We start from the raw sequence: 21,907 nt of genomic DNA on the forward strand, positions 1-21,907 counted from the left end.
GTATATTTCAGATTTTTCGCTTCATGACTTTCGTTCATACGAAAATGCGGTTGTGAAATTGGATCCCGGAATCAGCGTTTTTGTGGGAGAAAACGGGCAGGGGAAAACAAATCTGCTGGAAGCGGTGGGATATCTTTCCACATTTTCCTCCCACCGCGTCGGAAACGACGGCGCACTCATCAGGCAGGGAAAAAGTGCGGGTGTGATTCGCGCAAAAACCGTATCGGGGCAGACGCAGAAAATCATTGAATTGGAAATAGTTGCGGGAAAAGCCAACAGGGCACGGATAAATCGCGGAAACGTGAATGTGGGAAGCCTGCGGGGAATAATAAAAACCGTTTTGTTTGCCCCGGAGGATTTATCCCTGGTAAAAGGAGATCCCAAAGAACGCAGAAAATTCCTGGATCTGCTGATAATTCAGCTGAAACCGGGATATGCGGCGGTCTGCGGCGAATATGAAAAAGTTTTGCGCCAGCGCGCTGCTCTGCTGAAAAACGCGGGGAAAATGCGGCGCAGAGGTTTGTCTTTCGACGAAAAAACCCTGGACGTCTGGGATCTGCAGCTTGCCCGTCTCGGGGCGCGGATGATTTTTGCCCGGGCGGAAGCCACTGCGGCCCTGCGGCGGTATATACAGACGTTTTACCGCGAACTTTCCGGGACGGAGCAGGACGTGCGCATTACTTACGAAGCCAGTCTTTACAGGCAGCGCGGCGGCGATTCTGCGGGAGAGGAAACACTGCCGGGCAGCCCGGAGGAAGAAAACGGATTACCCGACACAGCCCGCACGGAGCGGGAAATGCTCGAAACGCTGCGCCTTTTTCATGAACGGGAGATTTTGCGCGGAGTCAATCTGGTTGGTCCGCACCGCGACGATCTCTGTCTTTTTTTGGGAACGCTGCCGGTTAAGGGCTATGCCTCGCACGGTGAATCATGGTCTTATGCCCTTGCCCTGAAGCTTGCCTCATGGAAAGTGCTGCAGGAAAACGAAGATAATATCTGGGATGAGAATACGCAGCCGATTTTGCTTTTGGACGACGTCTTTGCCGAGCTGGACGCGGGCAGGCGCATACGTCTGGCCGAAATTGTTTCCGGGGCGCAGCAGGTACTGATCACGGCGGCGGTGGGTGACGATCTGCCTGCGTCACTGGAGGGAAACAGATTTTTTGTGACAAAGGGAGCCGTGGAAAAAATCGATGTCGGATAAAAAAGACACTTACGTGCTGCCGCTGCTTGCCCTGGAAAGAATGCGGCAGATGGCACGCAGCCACGGCTGGGTGAAAAAATATAATCCCCTAAATCTGACGAAAACGGAAAAAACGGAGCTTCCCCCGATCGGAGACGAAGTGTATGTGCCTTCCCCCGGGCAGGAGGTTGGTTCAGGAGCGCGTCCTTCCCGGCGGGATCCGAAACTGTTTGCCGTATTAATGCACAGGGTAATGCAGGATTTTCGGCTTGACGGGCGAATGTCGGTGGCAGATCTTCATAACCGCTGGGAAAAAATTGTCGGTTCCCGTGTTGCCGCAAACTGCACAATTGAAAAATTTGACGAAAAAGGCGTGCTTACGGTGGCGGCGCAGTCCTCGTCATGGGCGGCGCAGCTGCAGATGCTCAGCGGCGAACTGGAAAAGAGAATTGCGCAGGAAATCGGGGAGGGAACGGTGAAGGAAATCAGAATAGTCGGGCCGTCTTCCGCAAAGCGCAGATACGGCAGATATGTTGCCGGAAGAAAAGGATTTCGCAGCCCGGGTAAATAGCGCGGAAAATCGAAAATCTGTTAATTTCGGGTTATAATGGGCTTTGGAGCCGTTCTTGTAGGTGCCTACGTAAACAGAGGTAAAAACAGGCTGAGGCGCCGTATTTTCAGTGTGAGATAAACAACACGTGCTGTGCGGAGGGTTTTGCGTCCCAAACAGTACGTTTCCACAGAGAAGGAAGCAGGAGATTTCTTAGCGTGGCTAACGAAAAAAATAATTACGAAGCGTCCGACATTACCGTTCTGGAAGGATTGGAAGCGGTTCGTAAGCGTCCGGGAATGTATATCGGTTCAACAGGGGAGCGCGGACTTCATCATCTTGTGTACGAAGTTGTGGATAACTCGGTGGACGAGGCTCTGGCCGGATACTGCACACATATTGAGGTTACGCTGCTGGAAGACGGGGGAGTAAGAGTCAGTGACGACGGCCGCGGAATTCCCGTGGACATTCACCCCACCGAAGGTGTTTCCGCGGTGCAGGTGGTAATGACGGTTTTGCACGCGGGCGGAAAATTCGGAAACGGGTCGTACGCGGTTTCCGGTGGTCTGCACGGCGTGGGAATTTCCGTGGTAAACGCACTTTCCACAAGAATGGAAACCGAAGTCTGCCGGGACGGGTATGTTTGGAGAATCGCATACGAAAACGGTGTTCCCCTTGCTCCGCTGAAAAAATGCGAGGCGACGGAGAAAACGGGAACAACGCAGACTTTCTGGGCAAATCCGAAAATTTTCGAAACCACCGAATATGATTTTGAAACGCTGCGCAAGCGTTTCCATCAGATGACGTTCCTCAACAAGGGCCTGCGTATCACTTTGATTGACGAGCGGGCAAAGGCCACGGCGGAAGGTGAGGAAGTCACAGGCGAAGGAAACGCGGAAGAAAACGAAAAAGAAACCCGGCGGGCAAAAGTGTCTTACCGTTATGACGGCGGTCTGCACGACTACGTTTCCTATCTGGTAAAAACGAAGAAAGCGGAGCGGATTCACCCGGAACCGATTTATTTTGAGGCCGAAGATCCGGAAAAGAAAATATCCGTGGAGATCGCAATGCAGTGGACGGATGCATACAGCGAATCCATGCACACGTTTGCAAATACGATCAACACCACCGAGGGCGGTACGCACGAAGAGGGCTTCCGCACCGCACTGACCTCGGTTATCAATAAATATGCCCGGGATAAAAATCTGCTGAAGGAAAAAGATCCGAATCTTTCCGGAGACGATATCCGCGAAGGACTGACATCCGTAATCTCGGTGAAAATCGGTGAGCCGCAGTTTGAGGGGCAGACGAAAACAAAGCTCGGCAACACGGAAGTCCGTACCTTTGTGCAGCAGCAGACCTATGCCCACCTTACGGACTGGCTGGATATGCACCCCAACGAGGGCCGGGAAATTATCCGCAAAGCATCCCAGGCATATACCGCGAGAATGGCGGCAAGAAAAGCACGGGAGGCAACACGGAGAAAATCCGTGCTGGAATCGGCGGCAATGCCCGGAAAACTGAAAGACTGTACTTCGCGCAAACCGGAAGAATGCGAAATTTTCATTGTGGAGGGTGATTCCGCAGGGGGTTCGGCGGTGAACGGACGCGATCCGAAACACCAGGCGATTATGCCGATCCGCGGAAAGATTCTGAATGTGGAAAAGGCACGTCTGGACCGGGCGCTGTCTTCGGACACCATTCAGGGGCTGATCACGGCTTTCGGTACCGGCGTAGGCGAAGAATTTGATCTTGCAAAGCTGCGTTATCACAAGATTGTGTTTATGGCGGATGCCGATGTGGACGGTGCACATATTTCCACACTTCTTTTAACGCTTATTTACCGGTATATGCGTCCTCTGATCGAAGGCGGGCATATCTATCTGGCGATGCCCCCGCTTTACAGGATTAAGTGGACGAATTCCGTGCACGAATACGTATTTTCCGACAAAGAACGCGACGAAGTGCTGGAAGCGGGATTGGCGGCAGGCAAAAAACTGCCGAAAGCCGAAGGGCAGGGAATCCAGCGGTACAAGGGTTTGGGCGAAATGAACGACTCGGAACTCTGGGAAACCACAATGGACCCCAAGACCCGCACGCTAAAACAGGTATCAATCGGAGAAGCCGCGGCAACGGATGAAACATTTTCGATTCTGATGGGTGAAGATGTTGTTTCCCGGCGCAGTTTTATCCAGCGTAACGCACACGACGTCCGCTTCCTCGACATCTAAGGAAAACCAGTGAGCAAAGAAAACGAAAACAGCGAAGAGACCTACATTCACGGCGCCGTCAAAGAAGTTGATCTGCAGCGTGAAATGGAGTCGTCGTATCTTGACTATGCGATGTCGGTTATTGTCGGGCGCGCTCTGCCCGATGTGCGCGACGGAATGAAACCGGTGCACAGGCGCGTTATTTATGCGATGTGGAATGGCGGATTCCGCCCCGATTCCTCTTTCTCAAAGTCGGTAAAAATCGTGGGCGAAGTGATGGCGCATTATCATCCCCACGGAGACGCCGCGATTTACGACACCATGGTACGTCTGGTCCAGCCCTGGTCGATGCGCTATCCGCTCGTTTCCGGACAGGGAAATTTCGGTACGGCAGGTGATCTGGGCGCGGCCGCGCCCAGATATACGGAGGCCAGGATGGCGCCTCTTGCCGTGGAAATGGTCCGCGACATCAACGAGGACACCGTTGATTTTGAGCCTAATTTTGACGGTTCGGTGCAGGAACCGACCGTGCTTACTTCCCGTATCCCCAATCTTTTGATCAACGGTTCGGAAGGAATCGCCGTCGGAATGGCAACGCGTATTCCCCCGCATAATCTGCGTGAAGTTTCCGCCGGTGTGCGCTGGTATCTGGAGCATCCCGATGCCTCCCGCGACGAACTGCTGGCTCAGCTGATGCTGCGGATCAAGGGGCCGGATTTTCCCACGGGCGCACGGATTTTGGGCACCAAAGGGATTGAGGATATGTACCGCACCGGTCACGGCTCAATTACCCAGCGCGCAATCGTGGAAGTGGACGAAATCAACGGCAGACAGTGCCTGGTGGTTACCGAGCTGCCGTATCAGGTGAATCCGGACCGTCTGCTGGACAAGATGGTAGAGGGAATCAAAGACGGAAGACTTCCCGGAATTGCCGATATCCGCGACGAGTCGTCGGGACGCGCGGGGCAGCGGATTGTGATTGTGCTGAAACGCGACGCGGTGGCAAAAGTTGTGCTGAACAATCTGTATAAGCACACACAGCTGCAAAACAATTTCCCGGCGAATATGCTTGCGTTGGTGGACGGGGTGCCGCGCACGCTTTCTCTGGACGGGTTTGTTTATCACTGGGTGCAGCACCAGATTGAGGTTATCCGGCGGCGGACCGCATACCGGCTGCGGAAAACCGAAGAACGGCTGATGATTTTGGCCGGTTTGGCAAAGGCCCTTGACCGTCTGGATGCGGTGATTGCCTTAATCCGCGCTTCGCAGACGCCCGAGGACGCCCGCGCGGGACTGATGGATCTGCTCGGGATCAACGAGGTGCAGGCAGACCACATTTTGGCGATGCAGCTGCGCCGGCTGGCAGCTTTGGAACGGCAGAAGATTCTGCGCGAAAAAGAGGAAAAGGAAGCCCTTTGCCTGGAATACCGCGATATTTTGGCCAAGCCCGGCCGGCAGCGGGAAATTATTTCCGCCGAACTGGAGGAAATTACGGAAAAGTACGGCGACGAACGCCGCACAGAAATTCTTCCCTTTGACGGGGAAATGACCGTCGAAGATCTGATTCCGCAGGAAGACGTAGTTGTTACGATTACCCGCTCCGGATTTATCAAGCGCACAAAAGTAAGCGAATACCGTGCGCAGCACCGCGGAGGAAAAGGAATCAAAGGAGCCACGCTGCGCGGAGATGACATTGTGGAACATTTCGCAATTGCCTCCACACACGACTGGCATCTGTTCTTTACCAACCAGGGGCGCGTGTACCGGATTAAAGGATACGAACTGCCCGAAGGCTCGCGTGACGCGAAAGGCCAGCATATTGCGAATCTGCTGGCATTCCAGCCGGGAGAAAAAATTGCGTCTGTGATGTCGGTCAGGAATTACGGGCAGGCCCGGTTCCTGGTTCTTGCCACCGAAGACGGAATGGTGAAGAAGACGGAGCTTGCCGCCTACGATTCTCCGCGTGCCGGCGGTCTGCTGGCGATTAAACTGCGTGAACGCGCAGACGGCACAACCGATCAGGTTGTTTCCGCCCGGCTCGTAAACGAAACGGATGATGTGCTTCTTGTTTCGCGCAAAGGCCAGTCTCTGCGGTTTAATGCCAACAATGACGCTCTCCGCCCGATGGGCAGGGTTACTTCCGGCGTCACCGGCATGAAATTCCGTCCCGGAGACTCGCTGCTCACAATGGATGTCCTGCGGGAAAATGCGGAGGTATTCGTAGTTACCGAAGGCGGATTCGCAAAACGGACGAGTACGGATCAGTATCGGGTTCAGGGACGCGCCGGCCTGGGGATAAAGGTTGCGAATCTGACCGAAGAGCGCGGAGACCTTGTGGGCGCGCTTATTACCCAGCCCGGAGATGAAGTAATGGTGATTATGGAATCGGGGAAGGTTGTGCGTTCCTCCGTCGATGAGGTAAGTCTGACGGGACGCAACACCCAGGGCGTAACGTTTGTCCGCCCGGATGCGGCAGACCGCGTGCTTGCCGTTGCCCTGAACCTGGAAAAAGAGGAAGAAGAGGAAGAAGACGCGCCGGAGGCGCAGGAGGCCGAAACAGAGGAAAACGGCGAAAAATAATGCCGTATTTTTATCCGGTAAAAGCTGCCGGCAGGGCAGTGAGGCGGCCGAAGCGAAAATACGGACCGGAAAGTATTTCGAATACGGATTACCTATCGGGGCAAACCGGGATACTATTCAAATAGCAGGCCATCTTTCAACGACGATAACGGAGATACGAATGTCATCTGCAGAGCAGGCAAACCGCGCAAACAGAGCGGAAGAAAACACAAAAGCGATTCACCGCCGTGTTGTGGGAATCCGCAGCGTACATATGACGGTTTCGCGGATTGATCCGTGGTCGGCGCTGAAACTTTCCTTTTTGATCTCGGTTGCAATCGGGATCATGATGGTGATCGCCGCGATCGTGCTGTGGCTTCTTTTGGACGGAATGCATGTGTGGTCGAATATTGACGGGCTGCTGAAAACGCTGAATTCCGAGGAGCTGCTGAAGTTGGGGCAGTTTTTGGAATTTGGCAGGATGATTCCCTTTGCGGTTGTGGCCGCCGTGCTGGAAGTGGTGTTAATGACGCTTTTCGGCGGGGTCTTTGCACTGGTGTTTAATCTGGTGGCTCTGCTGGTGGGCGGCTTTAAAATTACAGTCACGGATGAATGAGTGTGACTTTCGTATCTTACTATGTAATACAGTTTGAAGTCCTGCCCGATTATGGGTTAACCTGATCTGGCACCGATGGAAAAGGTGAAAGGTTTTGGGCCTATAGCTCAGTTGGTTAGAGCGCCACACTGATAATGTGGAGGTCGATGGTTCGAGTCCATCTAGGCCCACGCAGAATCTTTTAGGAGATAATATGACGAAGCTGATCGCTTCAATTATGGGAATTTTTCTCGGATATGTTATATTTCTAAAGGTCTCCGAAATCGCACAGAGCTGCGGAACGTGGCATGAAGTGGGTTCGGAACTCTAGGTTTTGCAATTCCCGGGGGTATGGCGCAGTGGTAGCGCATCTGCTTTGCAAGCAGAGGGTCAGGGGTTCGAATCCCCTTACCTCCACCAACTGCCTGCCGGTGTTGATACAATTTCGCGCCAGCAGGTTTTGGTTTGCCCGGTTTTTAGGGGATAATGGGTTTATGGCGAAGAAGAACAACGATCCCATTGGTATGGCGCTGGTTTGGCTGGGTATTGCTCTTGTTGTGATGGCAGCCGGTGTTGATCTTGTTGCTTTTATCGTCAGCAATAATTACTGGAAGCTCGTAGGGCTGACGGCTCCGATTTGGGCGATGGGTATTTTGTGTTTCGTTGTGCTGAGTAAGCTAAGCGAGAACGAGAAGAAACGGAAAGATGGTAGCAAGTAGCGCTAATGCGCGGGGATTGTGGTGCCGTCTTTAAATATGACGATTACTTCGCCGGTTGGCGTTATTTTGATCGTTCGCACAGGGCGTGGAAGGTAGCGGGGTTAAAGTCGCCTACACTGCCTAGTATGGTGAGGGTGCGCCGGTAGTGGCTGAGTGGGCTTTGATGCCTGTGCGCCTCTCAATCTCCGCCGTGGTTGCTTCGTAGGCGGCGATGGCTTCGCGCTGGCGAACTTCGAGCTGGTTGAAGCGTTGGTGGTAGTCGTCTTGGTTTTGGGAGTGATGAGCGTTACGGGTGATGGCTTGGTTGATGAGTTTGGTGGTTATCTCGATTTCGCTTGCTTGCTGTAAGGCTTGTTCTTTTAAATCGGTGGTGTCTCAACTTGCGCGGATTGACGCTGCTGATTCAAAAGTTTAAGAAGCGCTCGACCAACTGAACCTCTTGAAAGAGCAGCTCGTGTCCGCCGCACTCGCAGGACGCTTTTCCAATGCGAAATAGCAGCTCAAACCAACTATTTCGCAAAAGTCTAACCTTTGCGCAAAACTAGGGTTTGAGCGCATCAATGCGCGCAAGGTTTTCAGCTTTCTGAGCTAACTGTCTCCAGGGGCTCAATTTGACGCTAGCGAGAGGCGTAGTCTACCAAACCATGAATCCCTACTTTGGCTTGATAACAAGGGAAAACAGGCATACTTGCTCACTCTCCACAGCCCTCACCTTTGTATTAATACCAGCAATCCCGTAACCGCTTGGACGCTCACTTTTATACAAAGTGAGCGTCTATTTTTTACACCGTAAAACGTGATGTTTTGCCTCAGTAGGGCGGTTTTGTTTATATAAGTGGCCTTTATTGGTTCACTTTTGAGGAGTCGTTGGCGTGGCTTAGTTCGCCAGATTTAAAGCATTTCGTAGCACTTCAGGGGATAGGCGTTAAAAGGTGTGGCTTCTGCTAAAAGTGTGGGAGTTACTAAAAGTAGTGTTTACCGAATATCTGTAACTAATTAGGTTTAATCCTTGGAGGATTTGTAGAAAGAACAGCACAGAGTATAAGAGTAGAAGCCATCGCAGATATTATCGCGATGACTAATAATTCTCCGAACCGTTGCTTTTCCTATTTTGTAGGGGTAGCATTTCGTATATGGAAAATTCAACAGGTGTTGAATCCGTGCTGAGGGTACGGAACTTATATGTTCGTCGTGGTAAAACTTCAGTTTTATGCGGCCTGAATTTTGACTTGTCTAGAGGATCTATCACTGGCCTTTTAGGCCCCTCCGGGTGCGGGAAAACCACACTAATGCGCTCAATCTTAGGCGTGCAGCGAATCACCAGCGGCTCGATAGATATTCTTGGATTCCCTGCAGGAGCAAAGCCTCTGCGGCACAAAATGGCATACACTAGTCAATCACTTTCGATATATCCAGATATCAGTGTTCACGATAATGTCGCCTACTTCGGCCGTTTGGTTGGAGCCAGCCGTGCTGATGTTGAGCAGGCCATCAGCCGTGTGCAGTTGAACGAATATGCGTCACGGCCAATTACAAAGTTGTCTGGAGGTCAGGCAAACCGTGCTTCGTTAGCCTGCGCCCTGGTCGGCCACCCGGAGATATTGGTGCTCGACGAACCCACCGTCGGCCTTGATCCGATTACCCGCCAGGAATTGTGGCAAGTATTCCGAGGTTTTGCTGCTGAAGGAGTTACCTTGCTTATATCCAGTCATGTCATGGATGAAGCCTCACATTGTGATGAAGTGCTGTTCATGCGAGAAGGCAAGTTCTTGGCACAAGAATCTATCGAGTCAGTTCAAGCTCGCACCAGCACCGACAATCCGGAGAAAGCTTTTCTCGCGCTCATTAAGGAGTCCGAATGAGTACCGCCCGAACCATCCGTCGACCTTCGCCGTTCGCAACCGTAATCCGTATCGTTTGCCAGTTGAAAGCTGATTCTCGTACCGTCGGCCTGATCTTGGTGGTGCCTGCTCTGCTGCTGACACTGCTCTATTTCGTATTTATCGATGTACCCGTTACTCCCGGTCAAACGCCTCTGTTCAACACCATTGGTCCCATAATGCTCGCGGTGTTGCCGATGCTGATGATGTTTATCGTCACCTCAGTGGTAATGTTGCGTGAGCGAACATCTGGCACACTGGAACGCGTCCTCACCACCCCGTTAAGCCGATGGAATCTGATTGCTTCGTATGGGGCTGTTTTTGGATTCTTATCCGTTGCACAGTCGTTAATCCTCGCAGTTCTTATTCTAGGGCCTATGGGCGTGGAACTTTCGGGACCGTGGTGGGGACTCATAATAGTGTCGCTACTTGATGGTTTGTTCGGTGTCGCCTCTGGCTTGTTGGCAAGCGCCTTTGCGCGCACAGAGTTTCAAGCCGTGCAGTTCATGCCGGTGTTCATCGCTCCTCAAATTTTTCTTTGTGGTCTACTCGTACCCAACGAACACATGCCTGCTCTACTAGCTAAAGTCGCAGATATTCTCCCGATGACGTGGGCTGTCGATGTAGTCCGGCAGACTCTGGAAACCAGCTCGCTATCTTCAGATTCGCGGCTTCGTATCGGATTTTTAGCCGGAGTTATCCTCCTTGTTTTATTGCTCGCCTCAGCAACCATGAGAAGAAGTACGAAATGACTGAAACTTCTAAGAGTGCCCAAACACGCGAACGCCTACTGGATGTAGCAGAGGAGCTTTTCTCGCACTTTTCATTCGATTCTGTTTCTGTACGGAAAATAGCTGGCAAAGCTGGCGTAGATGCATCGTTGATTAATCACTACTTTGGTTCTAAGGAAGGACTTTTCAACAAGGTTCTGGATCGTATCGTCCAGCCACAAGAAGTCATAACGAATATCAGCACTCTGCCTAAGGAACAATGGGGGTACGAAATCGTGCGTTACGCAGACACGATGTGGTGCTCTTCATCAGGGAAAGCCCTTCTTGCATTGTTTCGACGGGCAATGGCAAGTAGCCCAAACGTGCTGAATAAGGCGACAGAGACGTTATTAATAGAGCGCATTCTCAAGCATCTTGATAGCCCCGATCGAGAACTACGCATCTCGCTGGCGCTCAGTCAGATGGTGGGAATCATAGTTGCGCGGTACGTAGTCAAGATTGAACCCCTTGCCAGTTTAACTACCGATGAACTCACATCTTTCGTCGGCCCTACTATTCAGCGCTATCTCACTGGTGAACTGTAGCCTGAATCGGGTGGGGTTTTCCTACCTGTTTTGAAAGGATTAAGAACATTTTAGGGGCATTCAACAGATTTCAAGCAGTATGTATAAACCAGGTTGGAGAGCCAAATTCGGGTGTATTGTTTTTACCGCTAACCTGAGCCTGATTTAGTCTGTTTCGGGGAAGGTGACTTCGATGCGCGTGCCTTTGCCCGGGGTCGAGTTAACCGCGATTTCCGCCGCATGCAGGATAGCGGCGTGCTTGACGATAGACAGCCCCAAACCCGTACCTCCGGTCTGGTGTGAATGCGACTTATCAACCCGATAAAAGCGTTCAAATACGCGCTCCTGATCCTCGTAAGGGATCCCGATGCCTGTGTCGGTCACAATCAGCTGAGGTCTGCCTAGATGCGTCCCCGCCCAAACACTCACCTCGCCGCCCTCGTGATTGTACTTAATCGCGTTGTCTATCAGGTTGTACACCATCTCACTCAGGAGTGTTTCCACCCCGGTGAGCGTCGTATGCGAGCCGGATAGCGTCATCTTTACTTCGAAAGCCGCGGCGCGGGGTTGCAACCGCTCCACCGCCGTGCGGCACAAATCGAACAAATCTACCTCTCCGGCTTCTGAAAGCAGACCACCCTCGTCCAGTCGAGACAGCTCCATGATGTCGCCAATCAGGTCCAGCAACCGGGAGGATTCCCGGTGAATGCGCTCGGCAAAGCCCGGAATGTCATCGTTTTTCACCAAACCGTTGCGAATAATTTCGGCATATCCGGAGATGGAGGTCAGCGGGGTTTTCAACTCGTGAGATACGTTAGCGGAAAACTCGCGGCGGGAGCGTGCGGCCGCTTCTTTGTCCCGATTCTGATGCTCCAGACGTTGCAGCAGTGGTAAGAACTCGGGGTAAATCGGAATTCTTTCGTGGTTCTTGCCGTAGGCTTTGAGCATATCGTGGGAAAGGGGAGGCTCCGCAGGTTCAGGCCGGCCCGTCTCTTCGTCCGCCGGCGTGTCGGTGTAGGCTCCCGAATTGAAGACTTCTCTGCCGCCGAAGACGCCGGAGTTTTTGAAAATCTCGGTGTGCCGCTCAGTCTCGGGCAATCGGTCGCGGTCATAAGGGGTGCCGGAGAGCGGGTGATCAAGGTCGATTTGTTCCAGTGGCGCGACAATAAGGCGGGCCTGACGCCGAGCAATCAGGAAAGACAGCCCGAACACACCCAGGGCGATGACGCCCAAAATCGGCAGTCCGGACAGAGCCGTGGCATAAAACGTGCGGACGGGACGCGCTACGCGGATGGTTTTGCCTGATGGGATAGCTCGCGCGTAATAGCACATATCCTCACCGAGAGTCTCAGAATCACGCACCTCGATATCGGAGCCCAACCCGGAAGTCCGGCGTTTCCGGGCCGAGATGATCTCGGGCCGGTTCGCGTGGTTGGACATTCGCGCGGGAGCAACTTCGGAATCATAGAGAACCTCACCGTCACCGGCTACCAACGTCAGACGGACATCCGGTGTCTGCTGATGGAAGTTGTCAAGCATCTGAGCCTGCATATCGTCGGTATAGTGTTCCAGGCTCAGTGCCAATAAGTTGCCCTTCTCGGTCAGGGCGTTCAAAATGTTGGCGCGGTTTGTCTCGTAAAAGAACAGCATGGAACCGACATAAGCAAGAATCAAAGCTATGGCAGAAATACCTGAGATAGCACCCAGAATCTTGCGCCGCATGTTATCTCCCTTGATTTGATGGTGATTTACGCTAATAGCTCCCTCATTCGGAAATCTTGTAGCCGACGCCGCGCACGGTTTCAATGTGTTTCGCGGCCGGACCGAGCTTCTTGCGCAGCGTGCGAATATGCACATCGACCGTGCGCGTCTCGCCGTGGAAACTGTATCCCCAGATGGAATCCAGCAGCTTGTCGCGGGAGAATAAAATCCCCGGCTGACTCATGAGTTCCTCTAGCAATTCGTATTCCTTTAGGGTTAGTTGCACTTTTTTACCTGCCACAGTGAGACTGTGGCGGGGAAGGTTCAGTTTAATAGTGCCGACGGTGAGGATTTCTTCGTCTCTATCAATGAGGTCGGTCGGGCGAGCCACGCGGCGCAGCACCGCCCGTACACGCGACACCAGCTCCATCATGCCAAACGGTTTGGTGATGTAGTCATCCGCACCCAAGTCCAAGGACTTGACCTTGTCGAACTCGGTGCCTTTGGCGGTAACCATAATGACCGGAATGCTCTCAGTTGCAGGATTATCTCGAATTCGGCGCAAAATCCGGATACCGTCAACGCCGGGTAGCATAATATCCAGCAGAATCAACTCCGGGAGCAGCTCCGCCATCGCTTCGCGAAATTCCCGGTAATTAGCGAAACCCCGAGCAGTAAAACCGGTGGAATTGAGGGTGTAAACAACTAAATCTCTAATGTTTAGGTCATCCTCGACAAGATAAATCATGCTTCCATTATTCCGGGCAGCGCCGGATTCAGGTGGATTTTGTGTCAAAGATGGCATCATGCACCCCCGTGATTGCGAAATCTACCCATTCGGTGATGTTCGTGGCGTGATCTCCAATGCGTTCCAGATATTTGGCAATCATGATGACGTCGATAGCCTTTTGTGCATCCGCGGCATCAGCATGCACAATAAAAAATCATCTCGGCGGTAACCTCATCAAACATGTTATCCACCGCGTCGTCTGCCGCCTGCGTGACGGTAGCCAAAGCCAAATTGCGGTCGACGAAAGATTTCACCGCGTCATGAACCATTTCGGCAGTTTTCGCTGCCATCTGAGGAATCTTGGGAAATTCCCGCACTAGGGACATATCCGTAGATTTCACGATTTCCGCAATATCCGCTGCTTGGTCTCCGATACGTTCCATGTCGGTAATCATTTTGAGAGCGGCGGAAACCTGGCGTAAATCTCCGGCTACGGGCTGCTGCTGCAACAGCAATTTCAGACACAGGTGCTCAATGTCTCGCTCCATCCGGTCGATATGGGCATCTGCCCGGATGACTTTACGGGCGATTTCATCGCTGCAACCGGACAGCGCCACCATGGTCTGACTGATGCCCGTTCACAGAGCTCTCCGGTCTGAACCAGCATTTCGTTGAGCTGCATGAGTTGTTGATCGAATCGGGATCGCATTACTTATCTGCTTTCTTTTCGTAACTCAGAACTGACTTTGTCTTGTGAGGGAATGAGGGTTGCTCCTGACGGTGTTAGCTGAACCTACCGGTGATGTAGTCCTCGGTGCGTTGGTCTGAAGGTACGCTGAACAGGGTTTCCGTGTCGTTGTACTCCACCAGTTCGCCCAGTAGGAAGAATGCCGTGTTGTCGGCGATGCGCGAAGCCTGCTGCATATTGTGGGTCACAATCACGATGGTGTACTCCTGAGCCAGGTCTGCAACCAGTTCCTCTATTTTGGAGGTAGAGATGGGGTCGAGGGCGGAGGTCGGTTCGTCCATCAATATGACGTCCGGTTCGGTAGCCAAAGCGCGGGCGATACACAGGCGTTGCTGCTGACCCCCGGAAAGCCCCACGGCGGACTTGTTTAAACGATCCTTTAACTCGTCCCAAATCGCGGCCTGACGCAGGGAACGCTCCACGATGTCGCTCAGTTCCCGGTGATTGCGAATCCCGTTGATGCGCGGCCCATAGGCAATATTGTCAAAGACCGATTTGGGGAACGGGTTGGGCTGCTGGAACACCATGCCCACCCGTTTACGCAGGGCGATAGCATCCATATCTTTGAAAATATCCGCGCCGTCGAGCAGTACCCGGCCGGTGATGCTGACGCCTTTGGCCAGGTCATTCATTCGGTTTAAGGTTTTCAGGAAAGTCGATTTGCCGCAGCCGGAAGGTCCAATCAAAGCCGTAATTTTGCGGGGCTGAATGTCGATGTCTACTCCCTTGAGAGCCTCAAAGTTGCCGTAATGCAGGTGCAGGCCACGCGCGGAAAATTTGGCGGTGGTGGAAATTTTGGGTGCCGTGGGAGATTCCGGGATGTTGGTTTGCGCAGTCACGAGTGGTTATTCCTTTTCTTTATCAGTGTGAAAACGGTCGGTGAAGTTTGAAGCGTCAATAGTCGGTTCGGGGTGGTTCACCGTGTCGGCAGTGGGGGCGGGAATATCGGAGTTGGCCTTACTCCACTTGCCTTTGCCGCCTTTGGGAGTCCGGTTAGACAGGCCCGTCAGGCCGGCATGAATCCGTTTGGTAATGGTGCGAGCCAAAAGCGAGAACAGGAGGGCAATCAGCACCAGTACCGCGGCAGAGAAGTTAGCAATGTCCACCGCGTTTGGTTCTACCGCCTCGGTGCGCATCGCCCATAGGTGCAGCGAAAGGGTTTCGCCGGGACGCATGGGGTTGAACGCGTTGGTGGGGGAAGTGATGTCTGTGGAGGACCAGTTGATGTTGGTGGACATACCGGCCGTGTAGAGCAGGGCGGCAGCTTCCCCGAAACCACGCTCTGCTGCCAGCACCACCCCTGTCATCAGGTGGGGGAGGGCTGCCGGGAGCTGTACCCGCACGATGGTGGTCCAGTGGGTGGCGCCCAAGGCCGCCGAACCGTATTTCAGGTCTTGTGGCAGTTCCCGGATGGCCGACTCGGTGGACGTGGTGACCAGGGGCAGATTCAGAATCGAAACCGCTAAAGCGCCGGCCAGTAAGTTCCACTGTTCCCCTATCATCAGGATAAAGACTAAGTAACCGAACAGGCCGACCATGATGGAGGGCAGAGAGGACAGCGACTCGACAGAGATGCGGATGAAGCCGGTCCGGCGATTTTCGGGAGCATATTCAGCCATGTAGATTCCGGCGGGAACACCGAGCGCGACGGACACAATCATGGACAAAAACACCAGGTAAACGGTGTTGAACACCTGGTTCATGATGCCGTCACGGCTAAAACTGAGGAACACGGGGTCAAAACTCAGCAGGCCACGTACCACGATGTAGGCCGCCAACGCCACAATCAACATCAGGAAGAAACCCCCGATAATGCCGAAGACTCCGGTCATTAAGTTGTTGACGCTCTTGGCACGGTGAATGCGGTGTTCCATCCGGGTGGAAAGACCCGAAGCGGTACTCGTAGCGGTGCTCATTGATTCTGCTTCCTTTCTGCGCCGATGACGTGGATTACAAAGATAAAGAACATCGAGATGAGGAATAGCAGCAAAGCCATGGTCCACAGCGCCGAGTTATGTTCGCCGCCGTTGGTAGTGTTGCCCATGTCGGCGGTAATAGCAGTGGTCAGTGAACTGGTTGGAGAGAGAATATCGGCCGGTAGGGCGCGAGTTTTGCCGATGACCATTGCCACCGCCAGAGCTTCGCCAAAGGCACGAGCCAGACCCAGGATAATGCCGGTCAAAATGCCCTTCTTAGCCGCGGGCAGGATAATGTGGTAAATCGACTGCTAGCGAGTGGAACCCAAGCCGTAGGCCGCCTCCCGATAATCGTAAGGAACCGCGGTAATAGCGTCGGCGGAAACGGTGGTGATGGTCGGGAAGATCATGACCGCCAGGACGATACCCGCCGCCAGAACCGAATAACCACCCAAGGGTGCGTGGAAACAGTCACGAATAAAAGGCACCAGGACGGTCAGGCCTACCCAGCCGTAAACCACGGAAGGGATGCCGAGGAACAGTTCCACCGCGGGGCGGAATAGGCGCTCACCCGCGCGCGGGGCGATTTCCGTGATGAAAACGGCAGCACCTACCGCGAAAGGCATAGCGATTGTCAGGCCCAGGAAGCAGGTCATTAGTGAGCCCAGAATAAAAATGAGGGCGCCGACGCTGCCGCGCAGAGTCAGATCCGGGCTGTCCTGCGGTTCCCAGTCTGGGGAAAACAGGAATTCCCCGACGGAATGTTGGAACGCGGTGAAGGTGAAAGAACCTTTGTATAGCAGGAACAGGCCAATAGTGACCGTGAGCACGATGAGAAAAATGCCTGCAATCGTCACGACGCTGCCACCGATTTTGTTTATCAAACGGAAACGTTTGTCCGCTCCGCCCGAGTCGAACTGCGGCCGAGCAGGAGATGAATCCGCCACGGAATTGCGTGCCTGCGGGAGCACTGAATCTGTGGATTCAAGACGAGTGGACACCTCCGGTTCAGTCATCTCAATTTCCGTCGGTCCGGGCTCTCGCACCGAAGAAGCCGTGCCAGCCATTAGTTCGGTTTGCCTTATCTTTAGGCCGCGGGGTCAGGGTGAGTATCGGTGGCTTCCTTGGACATCTTGGATGACACACCGTAGCCCATCTTTTCCAGGTCGCCGGCGAACTTGTCGCCCATCATGTAGTCGAGGAATGTTTTGGTTACTTTGTCGGGCTCACCCTTGGTGTACATGTGCTCATAGCCCCATACCCTGTATTTGCCGTTATAGGTATTTTCCAAGGTCGGTTCCACCCCGTTGATAGCGACGGGCTGAACTTTGTCCTTGCCAATCAAGTAGGACAGCGCCACGTAGCCGATAGCGCCTTTGTTCCGGGACACGGTCTGTAACAGAGTGCCGGAGTCGTCAGTTTCGAGGGACCGGTTGGAGGCTTCCTCGGCACCGCCCAAAGCCCAGGTCTTAAACAGTGCGCGGGTACCGGAGGAGGACGGACGGGTGACCAACACAATCTTTTCGTCCGGGCCGCCAACTTCCTTCCAGTTAGTGGTCTTGCCGGTAAAGATGTCGGTCAACTGGGCGGTGGTGAGGTCTTTTACACCTAAATCTTTGTTGACCACCGGGGCCATCGTGACGGTACAAACTTTGTGGTCGACCAAGCCTGCAGCCTGGGTCGCATCGAGCTTCTCAGAAGCGAAAACGTCCGAGTTACCAATGTTTACGGAACCGGCAGCAACCTGCTTGAGGCCTTCACCGGAGCCGCCGCCGTTCATCGTCACGGTCACATTAGGGTTTTTCTGCATGAAAGCATCGGCACCGGCTTTTGCCAGGGGCAGTAGCGCGGAAGATCCGGAACCGGTGACGGTACCGCTCAGGGTCGAGGTTTGTTCACCGGAGGTGGCCTTATCGCTACCGCCCGCGCAGCCGGTCAATATAGATACAGAGAGTAAACCAACGCCAAAAACCGCGCCAACACGAGAGAACTTCATGGTGTTCCTTTCTTGTTATCAAACTTTTACTTCCGAGTCCGATAGTAAGAAAGGAACGTTAAGACTAAGAGCAGGAAATTGTTAAATTTTTGTAAAACAAATTGTGTTTGACAGTCAGACGGCTTTATTTCCGGGACCTGCTCAAAATTGGAGTATTTTACCTTGCAGGTTTACAGGCCGATTAGTTTCCATATTCTTCAAAACCGGAGTAAGATTTCGGCTATCCGAAACTTTTTGGAAGGTGACCGAATTTTAGGAAATAGGAGAAGTACTAAGCCGTATTGGATGAAGCTCTTTCCCGTAATCCGGAAAGATGAAGCCGGACGGACGGATAAGAAAGAAACCGGAGATTTTCAGCCTGTTCCCGATGCTAAGACGGCGGCTGCGAAAGGGTTGCTGCCGCTGCTGGGGCCGGCATTCGTGGCAGCAGTTGCCTATGTTGATCCGGGAAATGTAGCGGCCAATATCACGGCGGGGGCCCGTTACGGATACCTATTAGTATGGGTGTTGGTGCTGGCTAACCTGATGGCAGTAGTTATTCAATATCAAAGCGCTAAATTAGGTTTAGTTACGGGGAAATCCCTGCCGGAAATTTTGGGGGACAGGCTCCCTAAAGCAAAGAGAATTGCCTTTTGGCTGCAAGCCGAAATAATTGCGGCGGCCACCGACCTGGCGGAAATTGTCGGGGGTGCGATTGCTTTGCAGCTTCTCTTTGGTTTACCGCTTTTGGCGGGTGGAAGCATCGTCGGCTGTGTTTCTTTAGTGTTGTTGGTCTTCCAGAATGAACGCCGGCAAAAACAGTTTGAAAGCATAGTGATTGCTCTGCTGGCGATAATAACTGTGGGTTTCCTTTCCGGGTTGGTAATAAGTCCGCCTGACCCGGTGGGTGTGCTGGGAGGATTAATTCCGCGATTTGCCGGCACCGATACGGTGCTGATTGCTGCTTCTATGCTGGGTGCCACCGTTATGCCGCACGCAATTTATTTACATTCTTCTCTGGTAAATCACCGTTTTCCTCAGCGCAAACCCGGTGATCTTCCAAATCTTTTACGGGCTTCAAAACACGATGTGGCATATGCGCTAATAGTGGCGGGGGCTGTCAATATCGCTTTGTTGTTGCTGGCAGCTTCGACATTAGCCGGAATAGACGGCACAGACACCATTAAGGGAGCCCACGCCGCCATTGAAAGTGCCCTTGGAAACGGAATAGGGGTAATCTTTGCTATCGGTCTATTGGCTTCCGGTTTAGCTTCTACATCGGTCGGAGCGTACGCAGGATCAGAAATCATGGCCGGTCTGCTCCGTATTCGGGTTCCGCTATTTCTCCGCCGGCTGGTGACTCTAATTCCGGCTCTGCTTATTCTTTGGCTCTATCCCAACCCCACCTGGGCCTTGGTTATTTCTCAGGTCTCTCTTTCTTTCGGTATTCCACTGGCGGTAATACCGCTCGCCGTTTACACCCGAAAATCAGAATTGATGGGGAAGTTTAGCGATACTCGGGCCATGAGTTGGGTAATGGGTATGATTTCGCTTTTGATAATTGCACTCAATTTATTGCTGGCAGTACTTACTTTTAGCGGGGTAGACGTATAACCTAACGCCTTTTAATGACGTATAGCCGAACGTTTTCTTAAATTATCGGCATACAGGTTAGATTAAGTCTCCTCCCCCGGAAGATAACCTTCGCTATCAACATCAATCGTCACTTGTGTTTGCCCGTTTGGAATTTCTATGAGAGAAACCTGTTGAGCTGATTCTTTTGGTTCAATGCCGTTACCAAAGGTAATGTACGCAGTCATCGGCTTCTCTGTCATAAGTCATCTTCATGAGGCTACCCTTTCGTGACTGTAATGATGTTTCCGGCTGGGCCGGCTGCCGGGTTTGTTGCTATTTTACGGAAAAATGTATGGAAAAAACGGTCGGGTGGCTGTAGCATGGAAGGTAAGCACTCACTTATTTTTTATTTATCCGGTAGGTAGATATGAATTTTAATCCACAGGAAATTACGGCCCGGGATTTGGAAAATCCGCATTTTACGGCACAGGATCTGCAGAGCATTGCCTCTGTCCGTCCCGATTTGTACGATTCGGTTCTAAGGCACCCAAACTGTTATCCGGAACTTGCTTCCTGGATCAATGCCCGCCGTTCGGCGTGCGAGGCGCCTGCGCCGCAGGAAACCCCCGCAGCCGCCGGTTCGCAGTGCTGTGCGGCAGGAGGCGAGAGCAGCACGGAAAAGGCAAAAGGGATCGCAAACGATTTTAAGAACGAGTTTACGGCGTCCATGAAAGAAAAAGCCCCGGTGGCGCAGAAAATAAAAAATCCCGTAATTTTAACGGGAGGACTGATACTCAGCTGCGTCCTTTCTTTCATCGGAATGTTTTTCCCGATTTTAAAGGTGGAAATCTTCGGTATGCAAAAGAGCTTCGGTTTCTTCAGTAACGGAATCGGCTCAGACGGAATATTTGTTCTGATTTTCCTTGTAGCGTCCGTTGTGTTGGCGGTGATAAATTTTGTGAAGCGGGGAGCACGGCAGTTTGTTATCGGTGCCGGCGTGACGGGAATCATAGGCGGACTTATCGTTATTTACGATATCTTCAATATCGGTTCCCACGTTGGGATGGTCGGAGTTTCCCTCTCCTTCGGAGCTTATATTCTGGCTGTTTTCGCACTTTGCACGCTTGTTTTCTCCGTGCTTTTCCTTCTGACGCTCAGGAACGGAAAAGCCTGAGAGGCTGCACATCTGCGTATTGAAAGATATTGTCCGGAATAAAATTTTCCCCGGTTTGTGCCGGGGAAAATTTTTGTTTGTCTGACTTGCGGGCCTGTGTTTATTTTTCCTGTTCTTCCTCGTCGGAATCACATTCACAGGCACATCCGCAGCTTTCTTCCTCTGCTTCTTTATCTGCGCCCGGTTCGACGTCATCTGTGCAGCACTGCTTTTCTCCGCAGCAGCCCTCGCCGTCTTCTTTCCAGTAATCTTCCGCCCACGGATCTTCTTTGGGCTCACTGCGTTTCCAGGCCGAGACGGCGGCGGCTACGGCAGCGGCGGCAACACCGAACAAAAACAGACCTTTGTGCCCTTTTTTCTTACCTTGGCAGCTCATTTATATCTTCTTTCTTTTTTCCAAATGACCGTAGGCAGAGAAACGCATATCTGCTGCGTGAAAACTGCATACAGTCACCGGTGTTTGGTTTTAATTCATTTTACCAAAATTATCCGTTAAATTACGCACAAAGCCCCAAATGGGAGAAAACACGGAACAAAATCCCAAACAGATCAGGTAAATATGCGACACTGAGAACATGAAAGCATTAATAAAAACAAATTTCGGAAATATCGAAGTCGAACTTTACCCGCAGTATGCTCCGCAGACTGTGGAAAACTTTACCAAACTTGCCACCGGTGAGAAAGAGTGGACAAACCCGCGCACCGGGGAAAAAACCACCGCTCCTTTATACGACGGAGTTGTTTTTCACCGCGTAATCGACGGCTTTATGATTCAGGGCGGTGATCCGCTGGGTACGGGTACGGGCGGACCCGGATATACTTTTGACGACGAGATTTCGCAGGATGTGAATTTCGACGAACCCTATATTCTGGCAATGGCGAACGCCGGCACCAGAATGGGCAGAGGCACGAACGGATCCCAGTTCTTTATCACGGTTGCCCCCACACCGTGGCTGCACGGAAAACATACCGTTTTCGGCAGAGTAAACGACCCCGCTTCCCGTGAAGTGGTAGATAAAATTGCGGCGACTCCGACCGGTTTTCAGGATCGGCCCGTGCAGGACGTCGTAATTGAAACCATTGAAATTACGGAGTGAA

22 protein-coding genes, 2 tRNA genes and 1 pseudogene are annotated in these 21,907 nt (G+C 52.5%); 15 read left to right on the forward strand and 10 right to left on the reverse strand.

Annotated features, from left to right (window positions below; genetic code table 11):
• Positions 1-4: 4 nt before the first annotated feature.
• From recF to HMPREF1631_RS05225, 12 genes are all read left to right on the forward strand, one after another.
• Positions 5-1,204 carry a DNA replication/repair protein RecF gene (gene recF, locus HMPREF1631_RS05170; RefSeq protein ID WP_034233118.1) on the forward strand — a complete coding sequence of 400 codons (1,200 nt, stop codon included), beginning with the start codon at positions 5-7 and terminating at the stop codon, positions 1,202-1,204.
• Positions 1,194-1,754, forward strand: coding sequence for a DUF721 domain-containing protein (locus tag HMPREF1631_RS05175; RefSeq protein WP_034233120.1), 561 nt, complete (start codon positions 1,194-1,196; stop codon positions 1,752-1,754). The genes recF and HMPREF1631_RS05175 overlap by 11 nt, the downstream gene beginning before the upstream one ends.
• Before the next feature lie 197 nt (positions 1,755-1,951).
• Positions 1,952-3,964 (forward strand): DNA topoisomerase (ATP-hydrolyzing) subunit B, encoded by a 2,013-nt coding sequence (gyrB, locus tag HMPREF1631_RS05180; RefSeq protein WP_034233121.1) that lies wholly within the window; start codon positions 1,952-1,954, stop codon positions 3,962-3,964.
• Between the two features lie 9 nt (positions 3,965-3,973).
• Positions 3,974-6,523: a DNA gyrase subunit A gene (gyrA, locus tag HMPREF1631_RS05185; protein WP_034233123.1), complete on the forward strand. Its 2,550-nt coding sequence runs from the start codon at positions 3,974-3,976 to the stop codon at positions 6,521-6,523.
• A 160-nt stretch (positions 6,524-6,683) separates the two neighbouring features.
• A complete protein-coding gene (locus HMPREF1631_RS05190; RefSeq protein WP_084707477.1) occupies positions 6,684-7,118 on the forward strand; it encodes a DUF3566 domain-containing protein in 435 nt (144 codons plus the stop codon).
• Positions 7,119-7,214: 96 nt separating this feature from the next.
• Positions 7,215-7,288 (forward strand) — tRNA-Ile (locus HMPREF1631_RS05195).
• A 154-nt stretch (positions 7,289-7,442) separates the two neighbouring features.
• Positions 7,443-7,517 (forward strand) — tRNA-Ala (locus HMPREF1631_RS05200).
• Between the two features lie 74 nt (positions 7,518-7,591).
• Positions 7,592-7,816 (forward strand): hypothetical protein, encoded by a 225-nt coding sequence (locus tag HMPREF1631_RS05205; protein ID WP_034233125.1) that lies wholly within the window; start codon positions 7,592-7,594, stop codon positions 7,814-7,816.
• A gap of 153 nt (positions 7,817-7,969) precedes the next feature.
• Positions 7,970-8,164, forward strand: coding sequence for a hypothetical protein (locus tag HMPREF1631_RS07110; RefSeq protein ID WP_034233127.1), 195 nt, complete (start codon positions 7,970-7,972; stop codon positions 8,162-8,164).
• A gap of 785 nt (positions 8,165-8,949) precedes the next feature.
• Positions 8,950-9,678: an ABC transporter ATP-binding protein gene (locus tag HMPREF1631_RS05215; protein ID WP_034233129.1), complete on the forward strand. Its 729-nt coding sequence runs from the start codon at positions 8,950-8,952 to the stop codon at positions 9,676-9,678.
• Positions 9,675-10,448, forward strand: coding sequence for an ABC transporter permease (locus HMPREF1631_RS05220; protein ID WP_052047143.1), 774 nt, complete (start codon positions 9,675-9,677; stop codon positions 10,446-10,448). The genes HMPREF1631_RS05215 and HMPREF1631_RS05220 overlap by 4 nt, the downstream gene beginning before the upstream one ends.
• Positions 10,445-11,011, forward strand: coding sequence for a TetR/AcrR family transcriptional regulator (locus tag HMPREF1631_RS05225; RefSeq protein ID WP_034233131.1), 567 nt, complete (start codon positions 10,445-10,447; stop codon positions 11,009-11,011). The genes HMPREF1631_RS05220 and HMPREF1631_RS05225 overlap by 4 nt, the downstream gene beginning before the upstream one ends.
• Positions 11,012-11,155: 144 nt before the next feature.
• Here the strand turns inward: HMPREF1631_RS05225 and HMPREF1631_RS05230 are convergent, their stop codons facing one another.
• The 8 genes and pseudogenes from HMPREF1631_RS05230 to HMPREF1631_RS05260 form a co-directional block, all read right to left on the reverse strand.
• Positions 11,156-12,712, reverse strand: a complete 1,557-nt coding sequence (locus HMPREF1631_RS05230; protein WP_034233133.1) for an ATP-binding protein — start codon at positions 12,710-12,712, stop codon at positions 11,156-11,158.
• A gap of 43 nt (positions 12,713-12,755) precedes the next feature.
• Positions 12,756-13,439: a winged helix-turn-helix domain-containing protein gene (locus HMPREF1631_RS05235; RefSeq protein WP_034233135.1), complete on the reverse strand. Its 684-nt coding sequence runs from the start codon at positions 13,437-13,439 to the stop codon at positions 12,756-12,758.
• A 28-nt stretch (positions 13,440-13,467) separates the two neighbouring features.
• Positions 13,468-13,626 (reverse strand): PhoU domain-containing protein, encoded by a 159-nt coding sequence (locus HMPREF1631_RS07245; RefSeq protein WP_232215438.1) that lies wholly within the window; start codon positions 13,624-13,626, stop codon positions 13,468-13,470.
• A complete protein-coding gene (locus tag HMPREF1631_RS07250) occupies positions 13,616-14,041 on the reverse strand; it encodes a PhoU domain-containing protein (RefSeq protein WP_232215439.1) in 426 nt (141 codons plus the stop codon). Before HMPREF1631_RS07250 ends, HMPREF1631_RS07245 begins: the two co-directional genes overlap by 11 nt.
• 163 nt (positions 14,042-14,204) lie before the next feature.
• The gene (pstB, locus tag HMPREF1631_RS05245; RefSeq protein ID WP_034233403.1) at positions 14,205-14,963 is read right to left on the reverse strand and encodes a phosphate ABC transporter ATP-binding protein PstB; all 759 of its coding nucleotides are present in this window, start codon (positions 14,961-14,963) and stop codon (positions 14,205-14,207) included.
• A gap of 51 nt (positions 14,964-15,014) precedes the next feature.
• Positions 15,015-16,085, reverse strand: a complete 1,071-nt coding sequence (gene pstA, locus HMPREF1631_RS05250) for a phosphate ABC transporter permease PstA (protein WP_034233137.1) — start codon at positions 16,083-16,085, stop codon at positions 15,015-15,017.
• Positions 16,082-17,152 (reverse strand): annotated as a pseudogene (gene pstC / locus HMPREF1631_RS07305) (phosphate ABC transporter permease subunit PstC). Before pstC ends, pstA begins: the two are co-directional and overlap by 4 nt.
• Positions 17,153-17,172: 20 nt before the next feature.
• On the reverse strand, positions 17,173-18,081 hold the full coding sequence (locus tag HMPREF1631_RS05260) for a phosphate ABC transporter substrate-binding protein (RefSeq protein ID WP_034233138.1): 909 nt from the start codon (positions 18,079-18,081) through the stop codon (positions 17,173-17,175).
• A gap of 234 nt (positions 18,082-18,315) precedes the next feature.
• On the opposite strand from HMPREF1631_RS05260, the gene HMPREF1631_RS05265 reads away from it, so the two are divergent.
• The gene (locus HMPREF1631_RS05265; protein WP_232215440.1) at positions 18,316-19,674 is read left to right on the forward strand and encodes an Nramp family divalent metal transporter; all 1,359 of its coding nucleotides are present in this window, start codon (positions 18,316-18,318) and stop codon (positions 19,672-19,674) included.
• A gap of 62 nt (positions 19,675-19,736) precedes the next feature.
• On the opposite strand, the gene HMPREF1631_RS07115 is transcribed toward HMPREF1631_RS05265, so the two are convergent.
• The gene (locus HMPREF1631_RS07115) at positions 19,737-19,880 is read right to left on the reverse strand and encodes a hypothetical protein (protein ID WP_198017378.1); all 144 of its coding nucleotides are present in this window, start codon (positions 19,878-19,880) and stop codon (positions 19,737-19,739) included.
• 182 nt (positions 19,881-20,062) lie between these two features.
• Here HMPREF1631_RS07115 and HMPREF1631_RS05270 point away from each other — a divergent pair, with 182 nt between their 5' ends.
• Positions 20,063-20,809 carry a DUF5336 domain-containing protein gene (locus HMPREF1631_RS05270; RefSeq protein WP_034233140.1) on the forward strand — a complete coding sequence of 249 codons (747 nt, stop codon included), beginning with the start codon at positions 20,063-20,065 and terminating at the stop codon, positions 20,807-20,809.
• A gap of 100 nt (positions 20,810-20,909) precedes the next feature.
• On the opposite strand, the gene HMPREF1631_RS05275 is transcribed toward HMPREF1631_RS05270, so the two are convergent.
• Positions 20,910-21,185 carry a hypothetical protein gene (locus HMPREF1631_RS05275; RefSeq protein ID WP_034233142.1) on the reverse strand — a complete coding sequence of 92 codons (276 nt, stop codon included), beginning with the start codon at positions 21,183-21,185 and terminating at the stop codon, positions 20,910-20,912.
• A 199-nt stretch (positions 21,186-21,384) separates the two neighbouring features.
• Between HMPREF1631_RS05275 and HMPREF1631_RS05280 the strand changes: the two genes are divergently transcribed.
• The gene (locus HMPREF1631_RS05280) at positions 21,385-21,906 is read left to right on the forward strand and encodes a peptidylprolyl isomerase (protein WP_034233144.1); all 522 of its coding nucleotides are present in this window, start codon (positions 21,385-21,387) and stop codon (positions 21,904-21,906) included.
• Position 21,907: the final 1 nt, after the last annotated feature.

Origin of the sequence: Arcanobacterium sp. S3PF19, from assembly GCF_000758825.1 — a bacterium.
Lineage (GTDB): Bacteria > Actinomycetota > Actinomycetes > Actinomycetales > Actinomycetaceae > Arcanobacterium_A.

What these genes read in the sequence shown, in the direction of transcription:
- HMPREF1631_RS05175 (WP_034233120.1), top strand. Translation starts at nt 1,194, where the DNA reads ATGTCGGATAAAAAAGACACTTACGTGCTGCCGCTGCTTGCCCTGGAA.
- HMPREF1631_RS05190 (WP_084707477.1), top strand. Translation starts at nt 6,684, where the DNA reads ATGTCATCTGCAGAGCAGGCAAACCGCGCAAACAGAGCGGAAGAAAAC.
- HMPREF1631_RS05205 (WP_034233125.1), top strand. Translation starts at nt 7,592, where the DNA reads ATGGCGAAGAAGAACAACGATCCCATTGGTATGGCGCTGGTTTGGCTG.
- HMPREF1631_RS05215 (WP_034233129.1), top strand. Translation starts at nt 8,950, where the DNA reads ATGGAAAATTCAACAGGTGTTGAATCCGTGCTGAGGGTACGGAACTTA.
- HMPREF1631_RS05220 (WP_052047143.1), top strand. Translation starts at nt 9,675, where the DNA reads ATGAGTACCGCCCGAACCATCCGTCGACCTTCGCCGTTCGCAACCGTA.
- HMPREF1631_RS05225 (WP_034233131.1), top strand. Translation starts at nt 10,445, where the DNA reads ATGACTGAAACTTCTAAGAGTGCCCAAACACGCGAACGCCTACTGGAT.
- HMPREF1631_RS05230 (WP_034233133.1), bottom strand. Translation starts at nt 12,712, where the DNA reads ATGCGGCGCAAGATTCTGGGTGCTATCTCAGGTATTTCTGCCATAGCT.
- HMPREF1631_RS05235 (WP_034233135.1), bottom strand. Translation starts at nt 13,439, where the DNA reads ATGATTTATCTTGTCGAGGATGACCTAAACATTAGAGATTTAGTTGTT.
- HMPREF1631_RS07250 (WP_232215439.1), bottom strand. Translation starts at nt 14,041, where the DNA reads ATGGTGGCGCTGTCCGGTTGCAGCGATGAAATCGCCCGTAAAGTCATC.
- pstA (WP_034233137.1), bottom strand. Translation starts at nt 16,085, where the DNA reads ATGAGCACCGCTACGAGTACCGCTTCGGGTCTTTCCACCCGGATGGAA.
- HMPREF1631_RS05260 (WP_034233138.1), bottom strand. Translation starts at nt 18,081, where the DNA reads ATGAAGTTCTCTCGTGTTGGCGCGGTTTTTGGCGTTGGTTTACTCTCT.
- HMPREF1631_RS07115 (WP_198017378.1), bottom strand. Translation starts at nt 19,880, where the DNA reads ATGACTGCGTACATTACCTTTGGTAACGGCATTGAACCAAAAGAATCA.
- HMPREF1631_RS05270 (WP_034233140.1), top strand. Translation starts at nt 20,063, where the DNA reads ATGAATTTTAATCCACAGGAAATTACGGCCCGGGATTTGGAAAATCCG.
- HMPREF1631_RS05275 (WP_034233142.1), bottom strand. Translation starts at nt 21,185, where the DNA reads ATGAGCTGCCAAGGTAAGAAAAAAGGGCACAAAGGTCTGTTTTTGTTC.
- HMPREF1631_RS05280 (WP_034233144.1), top strand. Translation starts at nt 21,385, where the DNA reads ATGAAAGCATTAATAAAAACAAATTTCGGAAATATCGAAGTCGAACTT.